Below are 24,001 nucleotides of genomic sequence, written 5' to 3' on the forward strand. Positions count from 1 at the left end.
TTGTGAAAATAGCCAAATCCTTTGTTTATAAGGTATTTGGCTATTTTTTGTGGGTTTTTGGTTTTCTTTAAAACCCTTAAAAGTCGGGGTGGCAGGATTCGAACCTGCGACCTCCGCGTCCCAAACGCGGCGCGATAACCGGGCTACGCTACACCCCGAAAATTTGGTTATCTAAATGCGGAGAGACCGGGATTCGAACCCGGGCAACACTTACGCGTTGACAGATTAGCAATCTGCTCCATTACCACTCTGGCACCTCTCCAATAAATTTTATAAGAACGTTTCTTAAAATTGCGGATGCAAATGTAACTTATCATATTAATTATCGCAACAATTTTTTTGAGTTTTTTAATTCAAATACCCTAATACTTTGAAAGAGTATAGAATATGATTAATTTTATTGTCATATGACGAAATATTCTAAAGATAGAGCCTTTACTAATTATGTCCACACAAACTTAGCTATTCCTTTAATTTATAATCCCTTAGACTGGTCGGAAGTACAATTGAGAAAGGATTATTCAAAGTATATCGATATGATGGATGGTATTGATTACGTTTTTCGAAAAGGAAATACTGTAATGAGCGTTCAGGAGCGATTTAGAGAAAAACAATACCAGAGTTTTACAGATTTTACAATTAGATATCGCAGAGACTCAAATAAAATTGAAGAACGACACGAGTCTGAGTACTATAAAATGAAAGCTCACTATTTTACCTATGGAATAATTGACAGCGCTAAAAATGAGACTCATAAAGCATCATCGTTTATAAAGTATGCTATAATTGATTTAAAAAAAGTTTATCAAAAGTTAGACGAAAAGAAAATCTATATCTCTGATAACGGTAAAAATAAATGTGAAATAATTGATGGAAACCGTTTAGAATGTCCTGTAAAATATAATTCAGACGGCTCATCGTCCTTTTTTCCAATAGATATTTCGTATTTGGTTAAACTTTGGGGAGGCGATATGTTGGTTACTCAAAAGGGTTTTTTGTAAAACTAACTTTAACGAAATTTTACTATTATAAATCTAACTTTTTCAATAGCTTCGTTAAGCTATGTCAACAGAAAAAAGACTTATCAAATTCACCAAAAAAGGAATTTACTGTCCACAAGGCAAGTTCTATTTAGATCCTTGGTATCCTGTTGACTACGCAATAATTTCTCATGGACATGCAGATCATGCACGTTGGGGAATGAAACGTTATTTATGTACTGATGATTCAAAGGCCATTTTACAACATCGTTTAGGCGCTGATATTACGATTGAAAGCATGCCTTATGGAAAGGAACTTACAATTAATGGAGTCAAGGTAAGTTTTCATCCTGCAGGTCATGTGATTGGTTCAGCGCAAATACGTTTGGAGTATAAAGGTTATATAGTAGTTTTTACAGGTGACTATAAAACGCAACCTGATTTTATAACAACACCTTTTGAATCTATTAAGTGTAATACCTTCATTACTGAAAGTACCTTCGGGCTACCGATTTATAATTGGAAAACCGAAGAAGATCTTCAAAGTGAGTTGCAGTCTTGGGTAAAAACGAATCAACAAAACGATAGAACGTCTGTTTTTCTTGGCTATTCATTAGGGAAAGCACAACGTCTAATGTCTTTATTGGATGGTTGTGATGATATCTATGTACATCGTTCTATTCACAACTTAAATAATGCTATTTCGGGATCAGGGATTGGACTTCCAGAAACTAAACTATGGTCCGCAGATTTAGATAAGAAAACACTTCAGAATAAAATCATTATCGCACCACCAGCAATTTTAGGCTCTAGAATGCTAAAACGTTTACCAAATCCTGCAACTGCGATTTGTTCAGGATGGATGCAAATTAGAGGGAATAGACGTTGGCAGGCAGTTGATGCTGGCTTTGCTGTAAGTGATCATGCCGATTGGAATGGATTAATTGATGCCGTGAAAGCATCAGAAGCCGAGCAAGTTTATGTAACACATGGTTCCCAAGCGGTTTTTTCGAAATACTTAAATGAAATAGGAATTAAGGCAGACGAATTAATTACCGAATATGGAGACGAAGCACTTGCAAAAGCTGAAGAAGAAACCGATAAAGTGACTGCCGAATGAAGCTATTTTCCAATCTCATCAGTGCTATAGAAATCACCAATAAAACCAATGCTAAAATTGAAGCTTTGGTCAATTACTTCAAAATTGCGCCAGATAAAGATAAATTGTGGCTCATAGCATTATTTACAGGAAAGCGACCATCGCGTCCAGTAAAAACGACTTTAATGCGCGAATGGTGCATGGAGATTACAAAATTACCCGAATGGTTATTCTTAGAAAGTTATAGTACCGTTGGTGATTTAGGAGAAACCATGGCACTCTTGTTACCATCATCAACACATAAACTCGATTTGTCTTTACATGAATGGATGACCGAACTCAAAGCGTTAAAACCAAAATCTGACGAGGATAAAAAAGCTTTTGTTCTTGAGGCCTGGTCTGGTTTAGACCAACAAGAGCGATTGATTTTTAACAAGCTCATTGGTGGAAGTTTCCGTATTGGTGTGTCTAAAAAAACGTTGGTGAATGCCTTGGCAAAATTGACGAACATTGATGCCAACCAATTGATGCATAGTATTATCGGTAATTGGGATATCGATTCTATAACTTTTGAAGAACTCATTCATGGAAAACACATCAATTATGATAATTCTAAACCCTATCCTTTTTGTCTGGCTTATGCCTTGGAAAAAGAATTACCTGAATTGGGAGAGCCAAATGATTGGATTGTAGAGCAAAAATGGGATGGTATTCGTGGACAAATTGTAAAACGCAATAATGAAATCTATATTTGGTCACGTGGCGAAGAGTTGGTCACTAAACAATTCCCAGAATTGGTAGACGCCATGCAGAATTTTAAAGACGACTTTGTTATCGATGGTGAAATTCTGGCGATGAAAGACAATGATGTATTATTATTCAACGATTTACAAAAACGCCTAAACCGCAAAAATGTAACCAAGAAACTTTTAGAAGAAGTTCCTGTTGGCTTTAAGGCTTATGATATTGTAGAATACAATGGTGATGACATTCGTGATGTTGCTTTTATTGACCGTCGTGTACAGTTAGAATCTTTATTTAATTCAGTGGCATTACCAGACCACATCAAGCTGTCTTTTCTGGTGGATTTTAAAAAATGGGATGAACTTCATACTATCAGAGATAATTCAAGAGCTATTAATAGTGAAGGATTAATGCTTAAAATGAAGCAATCACCATATCACACAGGTCGTAAAAAAGGTGACTGGTGGAAATGGAAAGTTGATCCCTTAACTATAGATGCTGTGATGATTTATGCCCAAAAGGGTAGTGGTAGACGAAGTTCTAAGTATACAGACTACACGTTCGCCGTTAAAAAAGATGATGCTTTAGTAACCGTAGCAAAAGCCTATTCGGGTCTAACAGATAAAGAAATCACTGAGATCTCTCAATGGGTTAATAAAAATGCTATTGAACGTTTTGGACCAGTAAGAACCGTAAAACCAGAACTTGTTTTTGAGATTGCTTTTGAAGGTATTGCGCTGAGCAACCGTCATAAATCAGGAGTAGCATTGCGATTCCCACGAATTGCGAGATGGCGCAAGGACAAACCTGTTGATGAAATAGATACTATAGAAACTGTAAAACAATTAATAACCGCACCTTGAGTCAATTCAGAGAAAGCGAAGGCCTACGTATAATTAACAATTGGATGGCAGAAAAAGGTCAGGCACCTTTTCCGTTTCAATTACAGACCTGGCAACGCTATGCTAATGGCTATTCGGGTATGGTGGTCGCACCAACGGGTTTTGGAAAAACTTTTTCTGTTTTTTTAGGTGTTGTTATCGATTATTTAAATCATCCAGATAAGTATCCAAAAGGACTAAAATTACTTTGGATTAGTCCATTACGTTCTTTGGCTAAAGATTTAGCTAAGGCCATGACAGAAGCTGTGGATGATATTGGTTTAGATTGGTCGGTTCAGGTTAGAAACGGTGATACACCAACAGCAGTAAGACGCAAGCAGGAACGATTAATGCCAGACGTGCTATTGACAACACCAGAAACGATGCATCTGCTGTTCTCTCAAAAAAAGAATTCGAGATGGTTTAAAGGCATCAAATGTGTTGCTGTTGACGAGTGGCACGAACTGATTGGCAATAAACGTGGTGTACTCACAGAATTGGCGATTTCACAATTAAGGCACTATTCGCCAAAACTAAAAATTTGGGGAATCACAGCAACCATTGGTAATCTTGAAGAAGCAAAACAAGTGCTTCTGCCATATCCTGATTTAAAAGTCACTCAGGTTACGGCCAAGCAAAAAAAGAAATTAGACATTATTTCTGTTCTTCCGGATGAAATTGAGGTATTGCCTTGGGCTGGTCATTTGGGAGCCAATATGGTAGATAAGATTCTGCCTATTATCGCCAATAATACGACAACTTTAATTTTTACGAATACACGAGGGCAAGCAGAATTGTGGTATCAACTTTTACTGAATGCGCAACCAGACTTAGCAGGACTTTTAGCCATTCATCATGGTTCTATCGATAAGAAACTTAGAAATTGGATTGAAGATAATATTGCTTCTGGTTATTTAAAGGCCGTGGTTTGTACATCGTCTTTGGATTTAGGTGTGGATTTTAAACCTGTCGATTGTGTAATCCAAATTGGTTCTGTTAAAGGTGTAGCACGCTTTATGCAACGTGCAGGTCGTAGTGGTCATTCACCATTTGAGCGTTCCAAGATTTATTTTATTCCAACACATTCTTTAGAGTTGGTGGAAGTCTCTGCGTTAAAGGAAGCAGTAAAAGACAAGCAGGTAGAATCTCGGGATCCTATGGTACTGACCTTTGATGTTTTGGTCCAATTCATGGTGACCTTGGCTGTTGGTGAAGGCTTTGATTCAAATGAATTATTCCAACGTGTTCAGCAGATACATGCCTTTCAATATCTAACCGAAAACGATTGGCAATGGTGTTTGCACTTTATTACAAAAGGCGGAAAGACTCTAAATTCTTATGAAGAATTCCATAAGGTGATTTTGGATGAAGATGGATTATACAGAGTAAAAAGCCGACGTATTAGCATGTTGCACCGCATGAATATTGGCGCTATTGTCAGTGAAGTAAATGTGATGGTTAAGTACATGTCTGGTGGTTATATTGGTATGATTGAGGAGTTCTTTATTTCAAAATTAAAACCAGGTGATAGCTTTATTTTAGCTGGTCGAATATTGGAACTGGTTCAGATTAAGGACATGACTGTTTTAGTGCGAAGAAGTAAAGCCAAGAAAGCCGTTTCACCAAGTTGGTTAGGTGGACGATTGCCCTTGACATCGCATTTGAGTCATTATTTAAGATTGAAACTATCAGACGCCTTGCAACCTGGACGTTTGGAGAAAGAACTACGATTTTTGAATCCATTGGTATCTCGACAAGACGAACATTCGCACATACCTAAAGCTGATGAGTTTTTAGTGGAGTTAATCGAAACCAAAGACGGTCATCATTTATTTATGTATCCTTTTGAAGGCCGATTGGTGCATGAGGTATTTTCGGCATTATTGGCATATCGGATTAGTAAATTGAAACAACTGACGTTTACCATAGCCATGAATGACTATGGCTTTGAATTACTGAGCGATCAACCAATTCCTGTGGATGAATCAAATATTGAAGCCCTGTTAAGTAAAGACAATTTAATGGATGATGTTATCGCAAGTATTAATGCTTCTGAAATGGCATCGCGAAAATTTAGAGATATTGCGGTAATCGGTGGATTGGTGGTACAATCCCAACCAGGCACACGTAAGAATAATAAAAGTTTACAATCCTCATCTGGACTCATTTTTAGGGTTTTAGAGGATTACGAACAAGATAATTTATTGTTGCGACAAGCCTATACAGAGGTGTTTAATCAACAGTTGGAAGAGGTAAGATTACAACAAGCTTTTGAGCGTATTTCAAAGAGTAAGATTGTTGTAAAACATGCAAAGTCTTTTACACCTTTGAGCTTCCCATTGAAGGTGGATAGCTTACGAGGTACTATGAGTAATGAAAGTTTAGATAAACGTATTCAACGTATTAAAGAACAGGCGTTTAAAATCGATTAATGCGTCAGTTCGAGTGTTCCGAACGTGTTTCGGAATGTATCGAGAACGACGTGAAATTCTTCGTCATATCGAGCGGAGTCGAGATACGAGATACTATTTTTCTCATTTTGATTTCGAAAAATCACTCGAATTGACGAATTTCACTTTTGTATTGAAAATTGTAACCGAACATATCACGATTAAAAATGAGGAATTAATTCTTACCAATCAGCGTGCCTTGTATTGGCCACGTGAAGACGCTTTGATATTGTCTGATGTTCATATCGGAAAAACAGCACACTTTAGAAAGCATGGTATTCCTATGCCAGATGATGTGTTACAAAAAGACTTGGAACGACTTAAACGTCTTATTCTGCATTTTGATGCCAAGACACTTTTAATCGTTGGTGATTTATTCCATGCAGAACGAAATAGTGATATATTTACTTTTAAGGAATGGCTCACCCAGTTTCAAGAGTTAAAGTTGATTTTGATAAAAGGCAATCATGATCGTCAATCACAATTGTTAATGGACGATTTAAATATTGAGGTTGTAACAAACTTAGTTTCTGGCCCTTTTAAATTTCTTCACGAGCCAAAGGATAACGATAAAGAAGAATTTGTTATTTCAGGTCATACACATCCAGGTGTATTGATAAGAGGTAAAGGGAAACAGAAAATTAAGTTACCATGCTATCAAATAACTGAAAATCAGTTGATTTTGCCAGCTTTTAGTTTGTTTACAGGGTTGAATACAGGTAATAATACTGAAGAAGCTGATTACTACGCTTTTACTAATACTGCAATTTTTAAAATTTAATCAAAACTGCATTTCGTCGAATATTTTACACTTTTTGTCGATGTGTTAGGAATCTTTTATATGTTTGTCATCCCAAATTGATTGTTTGAGGTTTCAAAGCCTTGACAACGAAACTATTAACCGATGAAAAACCTACTTAAACAGGCACTGTTTTTGTGCTTTGTAATTATGCTATCTGCCTGTACTCCAGAATCTATGCAAAATGATAGTTTATCAGAAACTGTAGAAGTTGAAAATTTTCAGTTGACTGAATTTTGTTCAAACCAAGACCCTACAACAAGAGTTGTAAATAACGGTACAGTTACTTTTGATTTGCTTGTAACGAATGCTGATGGTACATTTTTGGCAGAATTACCAAATATTCTGTCTAATACCACTACTTCTTGGGCAAGTTTTCCTGAAGGAGATATAGTGTTTTCTCTTACGAGCAATGATCCTTCTGTAAGTGATACCGATGTTGTATTGAAGATGGGTACTTGTATGGTATATGAAATAGAAGTTGATAGCAACAATCAAATAGTGTCATTCACTTCTACATCAATTTAGAACAAACAATTACAATTTTTGAGTTAGTCTTATCTGTTGTAAAAAATAGATAAGACTGACCTCCATCTTTTATTTTTAGTTTTTTTCTGATATCATTTACAGATATCGGAAAATTTCGAGTAGTAACATTTGCCTTTTTTATACCTGATTTAGCAAATTCTTTTTTGTTGAAAGGGATGACTTTTTCTACCTTAAATCGTCTTCCTGGAAAATTTATCAGTTCATTAGAAGTGTACAAATGCGAATGTTTGTGTAGCTTATGAACATTAAGTTTACTTGATATTATACTAAACGCTCCTGCCTTTAATACTGCCGAATTTGGTTCATACAAATAGGTGAGAGGATTAGAAAATTCGGCTTCAATTGTAGGTTCTTCACTGTAGTTAAAATCAAAATTTTCATTATCAGATTTTGTGATATTTATGGTTTTAATTTTTAATTCGCCTTCATAATCGCGTTCTAAAATCCAAAGAAGTTCTTTTACTTCATTGTTAACAGCAATAACATGTAGTTGTTTTACATGCTTCAAATCACCCTTAGTTGCCGTTATGTCTAATAATGGTGATGTCTTAATCATTACATTCTTGGCATAATCCAAAAATAAATTTTGAAAAGCCTTAACATCTGGTGCACAATCAGAAAGTAAAAACATCTTGTTTTTAGATTCGTCTCTTCGAGAAGGATCTATATAAATCCAGTCAAATTGATTATCAATAGATTTTAAGGCGTCGATGCCACTTTCATTAAGGCAGGTTATATTAGTAACATCAAGCACCTTATAATTGTGTTTTACAATTTCAGAAAGTTCTGCGTTTATTTCGCAATGTGTTACAGCTTCAATTTGTTTTGAAAAATAATAAGTATCAATACCAAAGCCTCCTGTAAGATCTATTAAAGATTTACCAGATACCAAATCGGCTTTATATTTTGCAGTGAGTTCTGATGAAGTTTGCTCAATGTTTAGTTTGTTTGGGTAGTAAATATTCTTAGTGCTAAACCAAGTTGGTAGTTTTTTTTCGCAGCGTTTTTTGGCTTCAATCTGCTCTATAACAATCTTAGAATCAATGCCTTCAAAAGGTATTCCTTTTAGTAATAAACCAGAAATATCAGATTTTAAATTGGAATTTATAAATTCCTGAATTTCAGTATTTAAAATGGATTTGTTCAAACTAAAACTATAAGTCTTTAGTGAGCTTGTTTACAATCTTATGACCAGACAAAAACTCTTTTAAAATCACTTTAATTGCCGTGTAAGCAGGTATTGCGACAATCATACCTACAATGCCAAATAAAATACCTGCAATGATAATTATTAAAAAGATTTCTAAAGGATGAGATTTTACACTTTTCGAAAATATAAAGGGCTGACTAAAGAAATTGTCGACCAATTGTGCTATGATAAACCCAATCATAACATAAGTTGTTTTTGGTAAAATAACGTCACTAAAATTTTCACCTAAATTACTAGACATACTCAAAACAAGCATTAAAAAGCCACTTACTAATGGCCCAACATAAGGCACTAAATTTAATAGTGCACAAAGGAAAGCAATAACAACTGCATTATCTATTCCAAAAATGAGTAACACAATGGTGTAGATAATAAACAGTATTAAAATCTGAAAAATAAGTCCAACAAAGTAGCGAGACAAAAGGTCTTTAATTTTATTCCAAGAACGCTTAGAGCGCATTTCTTTTCCTTCTGGAACAAAGATCATAATACCATCTTCAAAAAGTTTACTGTCTTTTAAAAAGAAGAATGAAATAAACAGTACCGAAAATAAGCCTATACTAAAACTTCCTAATCCACTAACCAAGCTGTTGAAGAAGTTAGGAATTAAAGAAAAATCGAGCTTTGATAGTATGTTTGAGTCTTTTATAGACTGTTCAACATCGATATTGTTAAATTCAAAATAGTTGACGATTTGTTGGTATAAATTATCAATGTTGCGTTCTAGTTGATCAAAATCTAAGAGTGCTAAATTTTTGCCTTGATCTGTAATTAGAGGAATAAACATACCGATTAATCCAGCTAATAACCCGATAAATACAAGCATAGTTACAACAACTGCTACGGTATTGTTGAACTTTAATTTGCGTCTAAGAAAAAGCACAATTGGTCTGCCTACTAATGAAATTACAGCAGCAATGGCTATGTAGACTATTACAGATTGTATTTTGTACAAAAAGACTAAAACCAAAGCAATACCTAAAAGAATTCCTAAGGCTCTTAAGATGCCATTTGCAATGATTTTTGAGTTCTGATTCATATCTCAAAGATGCTGAAATAAATTCAGCAAGGCAAATTTAAGAGTTAAGTTGTTTGGTGAATTCGTAAAGCGCAATGCTCGTCGCTTGTACAACATTCATGCTACTATTGTTTCCATACATATTGATGTGGACAACAGCATCGCATTGATTTAAGACAGATTCTGAAACACCAAAATTTTCATCACCTAGAATTAGCACTATTGGTTTGTTTTCTTCAAGTTTAAAAGTGCTTAGCTCTGCGCTACTTTCAGTAATTTCTAAAGCAATGATTTGGTGTGTTTCTTTTAGCTGAAGGATAACATCATCAATCTTTTCTTCAGTTCTGTGGTTCACATATTTTTCGGTAGAACGCGATGTTTTGGTCATACGTCTTCCGATAGGAATTTTATCTCCGCAAAAAATAAGTTCTTCAATATTAAAGGCATCTGCAATACGAAATAAGCCTCCAATATTTGGTGCATTGGTAATGTTATCACAAACTAGTATTATAGGATGTTTTCTTTTTTTTAAGTTTGAAGTGTAGTGGGTGAGTTGCATATCTAGATTTTAGAAATTAGACTTGAGATAAGAGAAGTTTTGTTTTTCAGAAAAACAAGTCTCATATCTGGTGTCTATTATCTCATTTCTAATTCTCAAAAACATATTTCATAATATTCGCTCCCATTTTAAGTGCTTTTTCACGCATATCTTCTGGATCATTGTGTACTTCAGGATCTTCCCAGCCATCTCCTAAATCACTTTCAAAGGTAAAAAGTAAAACTAATCTATCTTCATGAAAAATACCAAAGGCTTGTGGTGCTTTACCATCATGCTCATGGATTTTTGGTAAACCATTAGGAAATTCAAAAGCAGCGTTGAATATTTTGTGATCTTTAGGTATTTCTTTCAACTCGTTATTAGGAAAAACCTTTTTTAGTTCTTTGGTAATGTACGGCTCCATACCATAATTGTCATCAATATGAAGAAAACCACCAGAGATGAGATATTTTCTTAAGTTTTCGGCATCATCTTCACTAAAGAACACATTGCCATGACCTGTCATGTGTAAAAAGGGATACTGAAAAATGTCTGTGCTACCAACTTCTACAGTTTGTATATTTTCATTGATATTAGTGTCAATATTATCGTTACAAAACTTTACCAAATTAGGTAGTGCTGTAGGATTGCTATACCAGTCGCCACCACCTTTATACTTTAACACAGCTACATCTTGAGCAAAAAGTGAAAAAGTAAAAAGTGTAAGGATTAGAGCTATTAATTTCTTCATGTTATTCATTTACAAAAGCAACCGAATGACAAGCGGCAATAGCAGCAGTCTCAGTACGCAAACGTGTGTTACCCAAAGTTACTGGAATAAAATCAGCAGCCAAAGCCATTTCGATTTCTTTAACGCTAAAATCACCTTCAGGTCCAATAAGTATTAAAGTATCGTCATTATTTTTTAGTTGAGACTTTAATGATTTTTTATCGGTTTCCTCGCAATGTGCAATAAACTTGGTGGCTTCAAAAGAAGAATCTACAAAATCTTTAAAAGCAATAGGCGCGTTTAGTTTTGGTAAATAGCATTGCAAAGATTGTTTCATAGCGGACTGTAGTATCTTTTCAAAACGCTCTAGCTTAACTACTTTACGCTCGCTGTTATCACAAATGATTGGTGTAATTTCTGTAATACCAATTTCTGTGGCTTTTTCTAAAAACCACTCGTATCTGTCGTTCATTTTAGTTGGCGCAACAGCAAGGTGCAAATTAAAAGAACGTTTCAGTTGTAAGTTTTGCGATAGGATGTTTACAGAACAATGTTTGGCATCTGCCAATGTCAGTTCTGCTGTAAACAACCAACCTTTGCCGTTGGTAATGTGTAATTGATCGCCAACTTTTTTACGAAGCACTTTCACGATGTGTCTGCTTTCGTCTTTATCAAAATTAAACGAAGTATCTCCTTCTGAAATATTAGGATTGTAGAATAATTGCATTAATCTGTAGCTTCTGAGTATTGTAAAACAGTAATTTCTTCAATGGTTTTAGAGTCGTGAGTTTTAAGAACAACATAATACCAGTTTTTATCTTCAATATCTAAAGTGAAAATTTCGTTGGTATTATGATCTTTTACAGCGTCTTCAAACATTTGGTGCATCTGTCCTTCAGGAAACCAGCCTAAATCACCACCTCTTTTTGCATTTAAATCCATTGAATGTAATTGTGCTAGCTTATCAAATTTATAACCTTGTTGGTATTGCGAAATAATTTTATCGCGCTTTTCATTAATCTCTTCTAATTCCATTTTATCACCATCAAAAAATATATAACTGGCTCTGTGGTGTACCGTTTTTTCCTTGTCAACAATTTTGTAATAGGTTTTTTTGTATTCACCTTTCACAACTTTTTTTCCACCTTTAGAGAGTTTAAAAAGTTCATCTGCCAGTCGTGTTTTGTGCTTTTCTTTATTGAATGTAAAGACTTTACTTTTATTCGTTTTTTTATGAGCTTTAGCAAAGGTTTTAGCCTCTTCGATAGAACTTATAGAATCGAGTTCGGTTTCTAAAGCGTCTTGTGAAAAACTTATGAAAGGAATGCAGAGGAGTAGGAAAATTAGCTGTTTCATGGTATTGTTGATTTAGTCTAATTTGTTGTATATACAAAACAACTAAATTTTAAAACGCATTTGAAGCCTTACGCTATCTGTTATCAACAGATGTTTTAACAATTTAGTTTCTGTCTAAAAAATGTTTAAGCAGACTAATTAAAACATTGAGAATAAAAAGTAGTTGAGCAATTAAAGTGATTAAAACTAAAATTGTAATAAAAACTTGAATTTTCGGTGTGTCGTCAAACAATGGAAAATTAGATTCAGAAAATGAAATAAAAAGAGGGTGACCAATAAAATAGATAGGAATGACAAGTATAGTAATGGCTGTGTGAAGTCTAGTTAAGGCATTAATCAGTTTTACATTTACCTTTTTAAACAGCCAGTAAATAAACCCTAATAAACTGTAGATAATTGCTATGAGTTGAAGAATATGAGAATTGTGAATAACAAAATATGTATCATGAACATTTATGTCTAACACCGCATCTTCAAAATTTAACCAATGGATACTTAAGGCAATTAATACTGTTACAGTGATCCAGAAAAAATAATAAACATTTTGCTTGAGTAGCTTCATATCTTCAACCTAGCGGTAGCCATAACATCAAAATCTGAAAAGTCTTTGTTCAAATATTTCAAATACCCAACAATGGCAATCATAGCAGCATTGTCTGTGGTGTATTCAAACTTTGGAATGTAAGTTGTCCAACCATGTTTCTTTTCAGCATCTTTGAGCGCTTTTCTAATGCCAGAATTTGCAGAAACTCCACCACCAATAGCAATGTGTTTAATACCAGTTTGTTTTACGGCAAGTTTTAATTTATCCATTAAAATGCCAATAATTGTATATTGAATAGAAGCACAGATGTCATTAAGGTTTTCTTCAACAAAATTTGGATTGGCTTTAGTTTCGCGTTGTACAAAGTACAGAATAGCTGTTTTTAAACCAGAGAAACTAAAATTAAGTCCATCTACTTTGGGTTTGGTAAATTTATATGCTTTAGGATTTCCTAATTGCGCGCGCTTGTCGATTTCTGGTCCTGCAGGATAACCTAATCCTAAAATTTTTCCACTTTTGTCATAGGCTTCACCAACAGCATCATCAATAGTTTCGCCAAGGACTTCCATTTCAAAATGACTATTTACTTGTACAATTTGTGTATGGCCACCAGAGATGGTCATTGCTAAAAATGGAAACGGTGGTTTTTGGTGATCTTCTTCTTCAATAAAATGGGCCAAAATATGCGCTTGCATGTGGTTAACATCTATCAAAGGAATGTCTAAACCAAAAGCCAGAGATTTTGCAAAAGACGTGCCTACAAGCAAAGACCCCATTAAACCTGGTCCGCGTGTAAAAGCAATGGCACTTAATTGATCCTTAGAAATACCAGCACGCTCAATGGCTTGGTTTACAACAGGAACAATGTTCTGTTGGTGTGCTCTAGAGGCTAATTCTGGTACAACACCACCATATTCTGTATGAATTTTTTGGTCTGCAACCACATTGCTTAAAATAGTGTCGTTACAAAGCACAGCAGCAGATGTATCGTCACAAGACGATTCTATACCTAGGATATAAATATTTTCTTTTTTCATTAACTAAAAAGGGCACAATAATTGTTAATTTTACGAATTATAGTCCAAGACTACACTTGTCAACGTATTAGTAGTGCAAATGTAGTGAAGATTTCATCAACAAGTAATCATTAATCCGTATCAAAAGAGTACTCAAAATAATAGGTAAAATAGCAGGTATTATCCTGCTCTTGTTTCTTATTGTGTTTTTAATATTGGGTATTCCAGCCGTGCAAACCAAACTAGGTAAATACGCTACACAAAAAGTTAACGAAGACTTTAAAACCAACATTAATATTGGTAAAGTTGGTCTTCAGCTTAATGGAGATATAGAATTAAAGGAAATTCTAATTAAAGATTACAAAAAAGATACACTTATAAGTATTGGAGAGATTAACAGTTCTATCATAAGTTTTAAAAATTTATATGATGGCAAGTTTAATTTAGGTGATATAGATATTCAAGATTTGGTGTTTAACCTTAAAACTTATAAGGGTGAAGAAGATACCAATCTAGATGTCTTTGTAGATAAATTTGAGGACGACAACCCTAGGGAAGGGCCAAGTAGCTTCCTGTTTTCCTCTAGCGATTTATCCATAGAAGATGGCATTTTTAAATTAACGGACGAAAATCTTGAGACACCGAGAATCTTTGAATTTACTGAGCTAAATGCCAATACCACGAATTTTTTGATTAATGGTCCAGATGTAAGCGCAAGAATAAATAAATTTAGCTTTAAGGATAGCAGAGGCATAACGGTTGAGAACCTAAAAGCAAATTTTGAATACACCTTAGACCACATGAATTTTGGTGATCTAAGCATAGAAACTGAAAAGTCTGAGTTAAAAGGAGATTTAAGATTTGATTACAAAAGAGAAGATTTAAAAGACTTTACAGATAAGGTCAACGTTACAGCTAGTTTTAGGGATTCTGAAATATCATTAACAGAATTAAATGTGTTTTTTGACGAATTTGGTGTAAATCAACGCGCAGATTTTAATGCAGATTTATCAGGAACTTTAAATAATCTTGAAGCCAAAAACTTAAATGTTAGTACTACAAGAAACACAAGAATAATTGGTGATATCACTTTTAAGAATTTGTTTGCCAAGGAAGACGATACATTTGCTTTAAATGGTAATTTTCAAAATTTAGCCTCAAATTATAACGATTTAACAGCATTACTTCCAAGAATTCTTGGTAACGCTATACCAACGGTATTATCTAAAGTTGGTAATTTTAAAATTACAGGAACATCCCAAATAACAACTAAGAAGATTAACGCAGATATAGAAATAAGCACTGATTTAGGTTTTATAAAATCTGATTTAGTACTTACTGAAATTGATGATATTGACAGAGCAAGTTATGTAGGAAATGTAGTTTTTGATGAATTTGATATCGGCAAGCTAATAGGCGATCCGCTAGCAAAATATGTATCGGCAAATCTCGATGTAGATGGTAAAGGGTTTACGTTAAATAACTTACGTTCAGATATAAAAGGAGATGTTTTTAGTTTAGAATATAACGGTTATAAATATCATGGTATCACGGTTTCTGGTGATTTAGGAAATAAAATTTTTAATGGAAAACTAGCAGTTGAAGATTCAAATCTAAAACTAGATTTTAATGGGTTAGTAGATTTCGTAGATGAAAAAAAGAAATTTGATTTTGATGCAGATGTTGGTTATGCAAATCTTAGGGTATTAAATTTTGTTACCAGAGATAGTCTTTCGGTGTTTAGAGGTATTGTTAATATGACCGCTACAGGTTCTACTTTAGATGACGTAAGTGGAGCAGTTAATATTAAAAATACGACCTATAAAAACCAAGATAGTGAATATAGTTTTGAAGATTTTGATATTGTATCTTCATTTGAAGGTGGTGAGCGTACAATATCCATAAATTCTCCAGATATTATTAATGGAAATATTAAAGGAAAATTTAAAACAGAAGACATTCTAAAGTTGGTAGAGAACTCTGTAGGTAGTATTTATACCAATTACGTGCCTTTTCAAATAGAAGAAGGACAGTATATAGATTTTAGGTTTAATATTTATTCAAAAATTGCAGCTGTCTTTTTTAAGGATTTATACTTAGGTAAAAACACCTTTATAGAAGGTAGAATAGAAACTGATGCTAAAGGGTTTGATTTCACCTTTAATTCACCAGAAATAAAATTCAAAGATTATTTTGCCAATAATATCAACCTTACCGTAGACAATAGTAACCCTCTGTACAATACGTATATAGAGGTAGACACCCTAAGTGCAGGTGTTTATAATGCGTCAGACTTTAGCTTAATTAATGTAACCAGAAGAGATACCCTTCTGGTAAAGACAGAGTTTAAAGGTGGTGAGAATAATAAGGACCAGTTTAACCTCAACCTTTTTTATACCATAGATGAAGATAATAAATCTGTTGTAGGTTTTAGAAAATCTGATGTACTCTTCAAAGGATACGAATGGTTTATCAATTCGGAAAAAAACAGTTTCAATAAAGTTAGATTTGATAGAACTTTTGAGGCTTTCGATATATTCCCAATTACAATAAATCAAGGCAATGAGATTATAGAGGTTTCGGGTGTTATAAGTGATAGTATTAATAAAAACCTGAAGGTAGATTTTAAGGATGTAGAATTAGTAAAAATTACTCCTAGAATAGATAGTTTAGATTTAGCAGGTGTGGTAAACGGAAAGCTAGATCTCGTACAACAAAACGGCACATATTTGCCAAAATCTAATCTAGAAATAAGCAACCTTTTTGTAAACGATTATGATTTGGGTAATTTAACTGCAGATGTTGAGGGAAATAATTCATTAACCAATTATAAAGTAGATGTCTCTTTAGTAAATGATAACCTCACTTCTTTTTTAGCAAAAGGGAATATAGACATAGCAGAGCGAAGACCAACAATAGATTTAGACGTTACTTTTGAAGAGTTTTTGCTAGACCCTCTAAATCCTCTTGGAGAAGGTGTAATAAGTAACATTAGAGGTTTGGTTTCAGGTGAAGCCAAAGTTACAGGTAGTCTCAAAAAACCAAGGATAGATGGAGAACTGCTGCTTGATAGAGCAGGTATGTCTATTCCATATCTCAATGTAGATTATGGCTTCGATTTTGATTCTAAAGTATCCTTAAGAAACCAAAGATTTATTTTTAATAATGTGGCCATGACAGACTCAGAGTATTTCTCTCAAGGTTACTTAAATGGTTATATAGAGCACGATAATTTTTCTGATTGGGAATTGGGATTAGATTTAAGCACAGACCGTTTATTGGTTTTAAACACCGAAGAGTCTGAAGACGAATTGTACTACGGAACAGCGTTTGTATCTGGTGGAGCCAGTATTAGTGGTCCAACAGATCAATTAATCATAGAAGTAGATGGTAGCACAGCGCCAGGAACTGTTTTTAATATTCCGCTAAATGATTCTGAGAGTTTTGGTGATAACTCTTACATTCATTTTTTAAGTCCAGAGGAAAAGAAAGCACGAATAAATGGAGAGGTAACTGAGGCTATCGAAGTTAAAGGTCTAGAGCTTGTTTTTGATTTAGATGTAACTCAAGATGCAACCATAGAAATTGTTATAGACAAAGAAGCAGGTAGTACAATAAAAGGAAAAGGAAAAGGTTTCTTAGGTTTTTTCATCAACACCAACGGTACCTTTAATATGTGGGGAGATTTTACTGTGTACGAAGGTATTTATAATTTTAAATATGGTGGTCTGGTAGAGAAGAAGTTTGAAGTAGAACAGGGAGGAACTATAGTTTGGGAAGGAGATCCTATGGGTGCAGAAATTAACCTAAAGGCTATATATAGAACCAAGGCAAATCCGTCCGTTTTGCTAGATAATCCTATTTCTCAAAGAATAGACGTTGAGGTAGATATTTATCTAACAGGAGATTTAGAACAGCCACAACCAGACTTCGATTTGCGTTTTCCAAATGTATCTTCCACGGTTAAGTCCGAGCTTGATTATAGGTTGTCTTCAAAAGACATAAGAAATAACCAAGCACTTACACTTCTTGGTACAGGAGGTTTTACAACTACTTCAGGAGGGTTAGATATCACAGGAACACTCTCCGAACGTTTAACAGGGATTTTGAACAATATTTTAGGTGATAATAATGATAATTTAGACATCGGTATTGTAGCAGAAATAGGTCAAGATACACCAGATTTACAAACCAATAACTCTGTAGGTGTTACACTTCAAACAAAAATATCCGAAAAGGTTTTGGTTAATGGGAAGGTTGGTGTGCCGTTCGGTAGTGCTCAGCAAACAACGATTACTGGTGATGTTCAAATAGATTGGTTGCTAAATGAAGACGGTACACTTAGGGCTAAAGTTTTTAATAGAGAAAACACAATTAGAAACTTTGGAGAAGAAATTGGTTATACTCAAGGTGTAGGTTTAACTTATAGTGTAGAGTTTGACACCTTCAAAGAACTACTTGATATTATTTTTTCTGGCAAAAACCGAAAAGATAAAGAGGATAATAAGAAAGAGAAAGAAGACGAAAATGCTGAAAATGATCTCATGCCTTCTTACATGTCCATGAAGAAAAAGAAGACAAAATCTAAATCTTAAATACTACTTTTTTTATTTTTATTAAAATACTTATTAACGAAAACGTTTGAATTGTTTTTGGTAACATTTTTTTATGACAATAGTCACATTATTACGTGTATTGTTTATTAATTTTACTGTGTTGAATAAAAATATAATATGCTACATACAATAAAAAAGGTCGCTGTTTTAACATCTGGAGGAGATTCTCCAGGGATGAATGCAGCCATTAGATCTGTAGTCAGAACTTGCGTTTTTCACGGCTTAGAGTGTTATGGTGTTTATAGAGGTTACCAAGGAATGATAGAAGGTGATTTCGAAAAAATGGATGCTCGTAGTGTAAAAGGTATCATTAATAAAGGTGGTACAATGCTCAAGTCAGCACGTTCTGAAGAGTTTAGAACAAAAGAAGGCAGACAAAAGGCTTATGATGCTCTAAGAAAAGCCGAAATAGATGCTTTTGTAGTTATAGGTGGAGATGGTAGCTTTACAGGCGCCATGGTTTTTAATCAAGAGTTTGGTTTTCCTGTGATGGGAATTCCAGGAACAATTGATAATGATATTTTTGGTACCACTCACACACTTGGTTACGACACAGCTTTAAACACGGTTGTGGAAGCAATAGATAAAATTAGAGACACAGCAAGTTCTCATAACAGATTATTCTTTGTTGAGGTTATGGGAAGAGATGTTGGTCATATAGCTCTAAATGTAGGTGTTGGAGCAGGTGCAGAAGAAATTTTAATACCAGAGGAAGATTTAGGTTTAGATAGGTTGTTAGAGTCTTTACGACGAAGTAAACAGTCAGGTAAGTCTTCTAGTGTAGTGGTTGTTGCAGAAGGCGATAAAATAGGTAAAAATGTTTTTGAACTCAAAGATTACGTTGATGAACATATGTCAGAATATGAAGTTCGAGTTTCTGTTCTAGGACATATGCAACGTGGAGGAAGTCCATCTTGTTTTGATCGTGTTTTAGCAAGTAGAATGGGCGTAAAAGCTGTAGAAAGTCTTATCACAGGAAAAAGCAATTATATGGTTGGTCTTAAAAACGATGTTATGGACTTAACACCATTTGACCAAGCAGTAAAAGGAAAATCAAAAATTAACATGGAACTACTTAGAGTTTCAGATATAATGACAATTTAAAAACAAGAGAAAAATGTCAAACTTAAAATTAGGAATTAACGGATTCGGTAGAATAGGAAGAATAGTTTTTAGAGCAACAGTAAAACGTCAAGATGTAGATGTAGTTGCTATAAATGATTTATTAGATGTAGAGCATCTAGCATATTTATTAAAATATGACTCTGTACACGGAAGATTTGATGGTACAGTAGAAGTAAAAGATGGTAATTTAGTAGTAGATGGTAAAACCATTAGAGTAACTGCAGAGCGCGACCCTAAAAATCTTAAATGGGACGAAGCCGGAGCAGATATCGTAGCTGAATGTACAGGTATATTTACAACTTTAGAAACTGCACAATATCACATAGATGGTGGAGCTAAGAAAGTGGTAATTTCTGCACCAAGTAAAGATGCACCAATGTTTGTAATGGGAGTTAATGATGATACATTAACAGCAGATCACACTATAGTTTCTAATGCATCGTGTACAACAAACTGTTTAGCACCATTAGCTAAAGTTATAGAAGATAATTTTGGTATAGAAGAAGCGTTAATGACAACAATTCACGCGGCAACTTCAACCCAATATACTGTAGATTCACCATCTAAAAAGAATTACAGATTAGGTCGTAGTGCTCTTAATAATATTATACCAACATCAACAGGAGCTGCTAAAGCTGTGGGTAAAGTAATTCCAGAATTAGACGGAAAACTTACAGGTATGGCATTTAGAGTGCCAACTGCAGACGTATCCGTAGTAGATTTAACGGTAAAAACTAAAAAAGAAACCTCTTTAGAAGCTATAAAAGCTGCAGTTAAAAATGCTGCTGAAGGTTCTATGAAAGGTGTTATGGGATATACTGAAGATGCAGTGGTTTCTCAAGACTTTGTAAGTGAAGTACAAACAAGTGTTTTTGATGCAGACTCAGCAATAGAGTTAAACTCAACATTTTTTAAATTAGTATCTTGGTACGATAATGAGTTTGGCTATTCAAATAAATTGGTAGATTTAGCTCAAAAGGTAAATAGCCTATAATTTTAATAACATAAATTCTAAATTCCGTAGGATTATGTTTTACATAGGCTACGGAATTTTTGTATATAATTGTCATTATGATTTTAATAACAGATGGAGGTTCTACAAAATGCGATTGGATTGCTATTGACAAAAATGGTAATCAGGCTGTAGATAAAATAAGAACCAAAGGTTTAAACCCTGCAATCGTTGCAGAAAAAAAACTTAAAAAGACAATTAAAGGTAGCGATGAGCTCATGGCAATTGCCAACGACGTAACTCACGTTTACTTTTATGGTGCTGGTTGTGGTACAGAAAAGCCTCGACTTTTACTAAAAGAAATCCTTGAAATATATTTCCCTAAAGCATTGGTAGAAGTTAAGGAAGACACTTACGCAGCAGTAAGAGCTTGTATCAATTCTAATGATGAAGCTGCTGTAGTTTGTATTTTGGGTACAGGTTCCAACTGCAGTTATTATGATGGTAAAGATTTACACCAACGTGTTTCTAGTCTTGGTTTTATTTTAATGGATGATGCCAGTGGAAATTACTTTGGAAAGCAACTCATACGAGATTACTATTTTAATAAAATGCCAGATACCATAAGAGTAGCATTTGCGCACAAGCACAATCTTGATGCAGATTTCATAAAATATAATCTATACAAACAAACTAATCCAAGTGCATATTTGGCAGACCACGCTGAGTTTATGTTCATCAATAAGGATTCAGAATATATTCAAAATCTTATTGTAAAAGGCATACGTTTATTTGCAGAAAATATGATTCTTCAATTTAAGGAAGAATTAGACGCTGGTGTTCCGGTACATTTTGCAGGTTCTATTGCCTTTTTCGGGAAAGATGAAATTAAACAAGTAGCAGAAGAACTAGGGTTTAAAGTTGGTAATTTTGTAAGACGACCAATTGAAGGTTTGGTAGGTTACCATATTAACAATCTATAAATGGAAATAGCAATAATTGCCCACGATGGAAAGAAAGCAGAAATGGTTCAGTTTTTAAATGAACATTCCGAAATTTTGCATCAAAAGAAAATCATGTTGATATCAACAGGTACCACAGGTGAGAAGGTTAAAAAAGCTGGATTTGAAGTTAATGCCTTGCTATCTGGTCCTTTGGGTGGAGATGCACAAATAGCGGCAAGAGTAGCAGAAGGTAAGTGCAATATGGTACTGTTTTTTAGGGATCCACTAGACAAACATCCTCACGAGCCAGATATTTTAATGCTTATGCGTTTGTGTGATGTGCATAATGTACCATTAGCAACTAATGAAGCAACGGCAAAGTTATTAGTCAAAGCAGTTTAGAAATAACTGTTGATTTTGTGTTAATAAATCTGCTTTAGGCTATTGTAAAACTTATTAATTGGTTATATCTTTGTACAACAATTATAAATGAAACGCAATTATGTTCGATTTTGATCAATATTTAGGATTTTTAGCATTTTTAACCATATTAACTATAGGATTTTGGTTAATGATTTTCCTTTTAACCTTTGTAATTCCTTATTGGGTATTTGGTTCAGCTATTGAGCGTTTTAAAGAAATTAAAGAAGAAAGAAAGGCTGAAAGAGAAAGTTTAACTCACTAATCAGCAATAATATATAAACAAAAAAAGAGCGCAAACTGCGCTCTTTTTTTGTTTAATACATTTATCACACTACACTTGCAACACACCTAAGTTAAAAGGTTTCTCAATAGGAGCGTGGTTAGCAGCTTCAATACCCATACTTATCCAAGTTCTGGTATCTAGTGGATCGATTATGGCATCGGTCCAAAGACGAGCAGCTGCATAGTAAGGAGACACTTGGTTATCGTATCTCGACTTGATTTTATTAAACAGTTCTTCTTCCTTTTCTTTTGTAATGGTTTCTCCTTTCTTTTTTAAAGAAGCAGTTTCGATTTGGAGTAAAACTTTAGCAGCAGATTTACCACTCATCACAGCCAATTCTGCACTTGGCCAGGCAACAATCAATCTTGGATCGTATGCTTTTCCACACATAGCATAATTACCAGCACCATAGCTATTACCAATAACAATTGTAAATTTTGGTACTACAGAATTACTTACCGCATTTACCATTTTAGCACCATCTTTTATGATTCCACCATGCTCAGATTTACTACCAACCATAAATCCGGTAACGTCTTGTAAAAAGACTAATGGGATTTTCTTCTGATTGCAATTCGCAATAAAACGAGTTGCCTTATCGGCAGAATCGTTGTAAATAACACCACCAAATTGCATTTCGCTTGGTTTTGTTTTAGCACCTTTTGTTTTTACAATTTGTCTTTGGTTAGCAACAATACCAACAGCCCAACCATCAATTCGTGCATAGCCAGTAATTATGGTTTGTCCATAACCTGCTTTGTATTCTTCAAATTCCGAATTATCAACTAAGCGTTTAATAATCTCGTTCATATCATATTGATCTGATCTACTCTTAGGAAGTATACCATAAATATCTTCTGGGTTTTCAGAAGGTTTGGCAGGTTTGGCTCTGTTAAAACCAGCTTTATCAAAATCACCTATTTTATCTACAATATTTTTTATGGTGTCTAGAGCATCCTTATCGTCTTTAGCTTTATAGTCAGTAACACCAGAGATTTCACAATGCGTTGTGGCTCCTCCAAGGGTTTCATTGTCAATAGTTTCTCCAATGGCAGCTTTTACCAAATAACTTCCAGCTAAGAAAATGCTTCCTGTTTTATCTACTATCAGAGCTTCATCACTCATTATAGGAAGATACGCTCCACCAGCTACACAACTTCCCATAACAGCAGCTATCTGAGTAATACCCATACTACTCATTACTGCATTATTCCTAAAGATACGCCCAAAATGTTCTTTATCTGGGAAAATTTCATCTTGCATAGGTAAAAATACACCTGCACTATCTACAAGATATATAATAGGTAGTTTGTTTTCTATAGCAATTTCTTGCGCTCTAAGGTTCTTTTTACCTGTAATAGGAAACCAAGCACCTGCCTTAACAGTTGCATCATTAGCTACAACAATACATTGTTTTCCTTTTATATACCCAACCTTTACAACGACGCCTCCGGAAGGGCAACCACCATATTCAGTATACATGTCTTCACCGGCAAAAGCGCCAATTTCGATAGATTTAGATTTAGCGTCTAATAAATAATCTATGCGTTCTCTCGAGGTCATCTTACCTTTACTATGATGCTTTTCTATACTTTTTTCGCCGCCACCAAGTTTTACTTTAGCAAGTCGTTTTTTTAATTCTGAAAGTTGAAGTTTATTGTAATCTTCGTTCTTGTTGAATTTTATATCCATTTATATAAATATGTAGTTGTACTTATTTTAGGTATTCTTAATTTTATATGTC

General features: G+C 34.3%; 21 protein-coding genes and 2 tRNA genes. 12 read left to right on the plus strand and 11 right to left on the minus strand.

What is annotated here, in order from left to right; translation table 11 throughout:
• Positions 1–83: 83 nt before the first annotated feature.
• A tRNA-Pro gene (locus V1468_RS07885) sits at positions 84–158 on the minus strand.
• A gap of 20 nt (positions 159–178) precedes the next feature.
• Positions 179–262, minus strand: a tRNA-Ser gene (locus tag V1468_RS07890).
• A gap of 145 nt (positions 263–407) precedes the next feature.
• Between V1468_RS07890 and V1468_RS07895 the strand changes: the two genes are divergently transcribed.
• From V1468_RS07895 to V1468_RS07920, 6 genes are all read left to right on the plus strand, one after another.
• A complete protein-coding gene (locus tag V1468_RS07895; protein WP_331809695.1) occupies positions 408–1,001 on the plus strand; it encodes a hypothetical protein in 594 nt (197 codons plus the stop codon).
• Between the two features lie 61 nt (positions 1,002–1,062).
• A complete protein-coding gene (locus V1468_RS07900; RefSeq protein ID WP_331809696.1) occupies positions 1,063–2,100 on the plus strand; it encodes a ligase-associated DNA damage response exonuclease in 1,038 nt (345 codons plus the stop codon).
• Positions 2,097–3,686, plus strand: coding sequence for an ATP-dependent DNA ligase (locus tag V1468_RS07905; RefSeq protein ID WP_331809697.1), 1,590 nt, complete (start codon positions 2,097–2,099; stop codon positions 3,684–3,686). The genes V1468_RS07900 and V1468_RS07905 overlap by 4 nt, the downstream gene beginning before the upstream one ends.
• Positions 3,683–6,136, plus strand: a complete 2,454-nt coding sequence (locus V1468_RS07910; RefSeq protein WP_331809698.1) for a ligase-associated DNA damage response DEXH box helicase — start codon at positions 3,683–3,685, stop codon at positions 6,134–6,136. The genes V1468_RS07905 and V1468_RS07910 overlap by 4 nt, the downstream gene beginning before the upstream one ends.
• Positions 6,137–6,266: 130 nt before the next feature.
• Positions 6,267–6,935, plus strand: coding sequence for a ligase-associated DNA damage response endonuclease PdeM (gene pdeM, locus V1468_RS07915; protein ID WP_331809699.1), 669 nt, complete (start codon positions 6,267–6,269; stop codon positions 6,933–6,935).
• Between the two features lie 123 nt (positions 6,936–7,058).
• Positions 7,059–7,481 carry a hypothetical protein gene (locus V1468_RS07920; RefSeq protein ID WP_331809700.1) on the plus strand — a complete coding sequence of 141 codons (423 nt, stop codon included), beginning with the start codon at positions 7,059–7,061 and terminating at the stop codon, positions 7,479–7,481.
• Here V1468_RS07920 and V1468_RS07925 read toward each other — a convergent pair.
• The 8 genes from V1468_RS07925 to tsaD all read right to left on the minus strand — a co-directional run bounded on the left by V1468_RS07925 (position 7,468) and on the right by tsaD (position 13,935).
• Positions 7,468–8,649, minus strand: a complete 1,182-nt coding sequence (locus tag V1468_RS07925) for a THUMP-like domain-containing protein (protein WP_331809701.1) — start codon at positions 8,647–8,649, stop codon at positions 7,468–7,470. The genes V1468_RS07920 and V1468_RS07925 overlap by 14 nt on opposite strands.
• Before the next feature lie 7 nt (positions 8,650–8,656).
• On the minus strand, positions 8,657–9,751 hold the full coding sequence (locus tag V1468_RS07930; RefSeq protein ID WP_331809702.1) for an AI-2E family transporter: 1,095 nt from the start codon (positions 9,749–9,751) through the stop codon (positions 8,657–8,659).
• Between the two features lie 37 nt (positions 9,752–9,788).
• Positions 9,789–10,289: a TrmH family RNA methyltransferase gene (locus V1468_RS07935; protein ID WP_331809703.1), complete on the minus strand. Its 501-nt coding sequence runs from the start codon at positions 10,287–10,289 to the stop codon at positions 9,789–9,791.
• An 88-nt stretch (positions 10,290–10,377) separates the two neighbouring features.
• Entirely contained in the window at positions 10,378–11,019 is a 642-nt protein-coding gene (locus tag V1468_RS07940) for a DUF4159 domain-containing protein (RefSeq protein ID WP_331809704.1), read from the minus strand.
• Position 11,020: 1 nt separating this feature from the next.
• Positions 11,021–11,725, minus strand: coding sequence for a 16S rRNA (uracil(1498)-N(3))-methyltransferase (locus V1468_RS07945; RefSeq protein ID WP_331809705.1), 705 nt, complete (start codon positions 11,723–11,725; stop codon positions 11,021–11,023).
• Positions 11,725–12,354: a peptidylprolyl isomerase gene (locus tag V1468_RS07950; protein ID WP_331809706.1), complete on the minus strand. Its 630-nt coding sequence runs from the start codon at positions 12,352–12,354 to the stop codon at positions 11,725–11,727. The genes V1468_RS07945 and V1468_RS07950 overlap by 1 nt, the downstream gene beginning before the upstream one ends.
• A gap of 103 nt (positions 12,355–12,457) precedes the next feature.
• Positions 12,458–12,916 carry a hypothetical protein gene (locus V1468_RS07955; protein WP_331809707.1) on the minus strand — a complete coding sequence of 153 codons (459 nt, stop codon included), beginning with the start codon at positions 12,914–12,916 and terminating at the stop codon, positions 12,458–12,460.
• Positions 12,913–13,935 carry a tRNA (adenosine(37)-N6)-threonylcarbamoyltransferase complex transferase subunit TsaD gene (gene tsaD / locus V1468_RS07960; RefSeq protein ID WP_331809708.1) on the minus strand — a complete coding sequence of 341 codons (1,023 nt, stop codon included), beginning with the start codon at positions 13,933–13,935 and terminating at the stop codon, positions 12,913–12,915. Before tsaD ends, V1468_RS07955 begins: the two co-directional genes overlap by 4 nt.
• A 194-nt stretch (positions 13,936–14,129) precedes the next feature.
• On the opposite strand from tsaD, the gene V1468_RS07965 reads away from it, so the two are divergent.
• From V1468_RS07965 to V1468_RS07990, 6 genes are all read left to right on the plus strand, one after another.
• Positions 14,130–18,509, plus strand: coding sequence for a translocation/assembly module TamB domain-containing protein (locus tag V1468_RS07965; RefSeq protein WP_331809709.1), 4,380 nt, complete (start codon positions 14,130–14,132; stop codon positions 18,507–18,509).
• A 138-nt stretch (positions 18,510–18,647) separates the two neighbouring features.
• Positions 18,648–19,634 (plus strand): 6-phosphofructokinase, encoded by a 987-nt coding sequence (gene pfkA, locus V1468_RS07970; RefSeq protein WP_331809710.1) that lies wholly within the window; start codon positions 18,648–18,650, stop codon positions 19,632–19,634.
• 13 nt (positions 19,635–19,647) lie between these two features.
• A complete protein-coding gene (gene gap / locus V1468_RS07975) occupies positions 19,648–20,649 on the plus strand; it encodes a type I glyceraldehyde-3-phosphate dehydrogenase (RefSeq protein ID WP_331809711.1) in 1,002 nt (333 codons plus the stop codon).
• Between the two features lie 77 nt (positions 20,650–20,726).
• Positions 20,727–21,590, plus strand: a complete 864-nt coding sequence (locus V1468_RS07980) for an N-acetylglucosamine kinase (protein ID WP_331809712.1) — start codon at positions 20,727–20,729, stop codon at positions 21,588–21,590.
• Positions 21,591–21,953, plus strand: coding sequence for a methylglyoxal synthase (locus V1468_RS07985; protein WP_331809713.1), 363 nt, complete (start codon positions 21,591–21,593; stop codon positions 21,951–21,953).
• 100 nt (positions 21,954–22,053) lie between these two features.
• Positions 22,054–22,236 carry a hypothetical protein gene (locus tag V1468_RS07990; protein ID WP_331809714.1) on the plus strand — a complete coding sequence of 61 codons (183 nt, stop codon included), beginning with the start codon at positions 22,054–22,056 and terminating at the stop codon, positions 22,234–22,236.
• Between the two features lie 69 nt (positions 22,237–22,305).
• Here the strand turns inward: V1468_RS07990 and V1468_RS07995 are convergent, their stop codons facing one another.
• On the minus strand, positions 22,306–23,949 hold the full coding sequence (locus V1468_RS07995) for an acyl-CoA carboxylase subunit beta (protein ID WP_331809715.1): 1,644 nt from the start codon (positions 23,947–23,949) through the stop codon (positions 22,306–22,308).
• Between the last annotated feature and the right edge of the window lie 52 nt (positions 23,950–24,001).

This window comes from Winogradskyella poriferorum (assembly GCF_036553625.1).
Classification (GTDB): Bacteria; Bacteroidota; Bacteroidia; order Flavobacteriales; family Flavobacteriaceae; genus Winogradskyella; species Winogradskyella poriferorum.

Excerpts from the sequence above, each read along its gene's own strand:
- V1468_RS07895 (WP_331809695.1), top strand. The coding sequence starts at position 408 with ATGACGAAATATTCTAAAGATAGAGCCTTTACTAATTATGTCCACACA.
- V1468_RS07900 (WP_331809696.1), top strand. The coding sequence starts at position 1,063 with ATGTCAACAGAAAAAAGACTTATCAAATTCACCAAAAAAGGAATTTAC.
- V1468_RS07905 (WP_331809697.1), top strand. The coding sequence starts at position 2,097 with ATGAAGCTATTTTCCAATCTCATCAGTGCTATAGAAATCACCAATAAA.
- V1468_RS07920 (WP_331809700.1), top strand. The coding sequence starts at position 7,059 with ATGAAAAACCTACTTAAACAGGCACTGTTTTTGTGCTTTGTAATTATG.
- V1468_RS07930 (WP_331809702.1), bottom strand. The coding sequence starts at position 9,751 with ATGAATCAGAACTCAAAAATCATTGCAAATGGCATCTTAAGAGCCTTA.
- V1468_RS07935 (WP_331809703.1), bottom strand. The coding sequence starts at position 10,289 with ATGCAACTCACCCACTACACTTCAAACTTAAAAAAAAGAAAACATCCT.
- V1468_RS07940 (WP_331809704.1), bottom strand. The coding sequence starts at position 11,019 with ATGAAGAAATTAATAGCTCTAATCCTTACACTTTTTACTTTTTCACTT.
- V1468_RS07945 (WP_331809705.1), bottom strand. The coding sequence starts at position 11,725 with ATGCAATTATTCTACAATCCTAATATTTCAGAAGGAGATACTTCGTTT.
- V1468_RS07950 (WP_331809706.1), bottom strand. The coding sequence starts at position 12,354 with ATGAAACAGCTAATTTTCCTACTCCTCTGCATTCCTTTCATAAGTTTT.
- V1468_RS07955 (WP_331809707.1), bottom strand. The coding sequence starts at position 12,916 with ATGAAGCTACTCAAGCAAAATGTTTATTATTTTTTCTGGATCACTGTA.
- tsaD (WP_331809708.1), bottom strand. The coding sequence starts at position 13,935 with ATGAAAAAAGAAAATATTTATATCCTAGGTATAGAATCGTCTTGTGAC.
- pfkA (WP_331809710.1), top strand. The coding sequence starts at position 18,648 with ATGCTACATACAATAAAAAAGGTCGCTGTTTTAACATCTGGAGGAGAT.
- gap (WP_331809711.1), top strand. The coding sequence starts at position 19,648 with ATGTCAAACTTAAAATTAGGAATTAACGGATTCGGTAGAATAGGAAGA.
- V1468_RS07980 (WP_331809712.1), top strand. The coding sequence starts at position 20,727 with ATGATTTTAATAACAGATGGAGGTTCTACAAAATGCGATTGGATTGCT.
- V1468_RS07985 (WP_331809713.1), top strand. The coding sequence starts at position 21,591 with ATGGAAATAGCAATAATTGCCCACGATGGAAAGAAAGCAGAAATGGTT.
- V1468_RS07990 (WP_331809714.1), top strand. The coding sequence starts at position 22,054 with ATGTTCGATTTTGATCAATATTTAGGATTTTTAGCATTTTTAACCATA.
- V1468_RS07995 (WP_331809715.1), bottom strand. The coding sequence starts at position 23,949 with ATGGATATAAAATTCAACAAGAACGAAGATTACAATAAACTTCAACTT.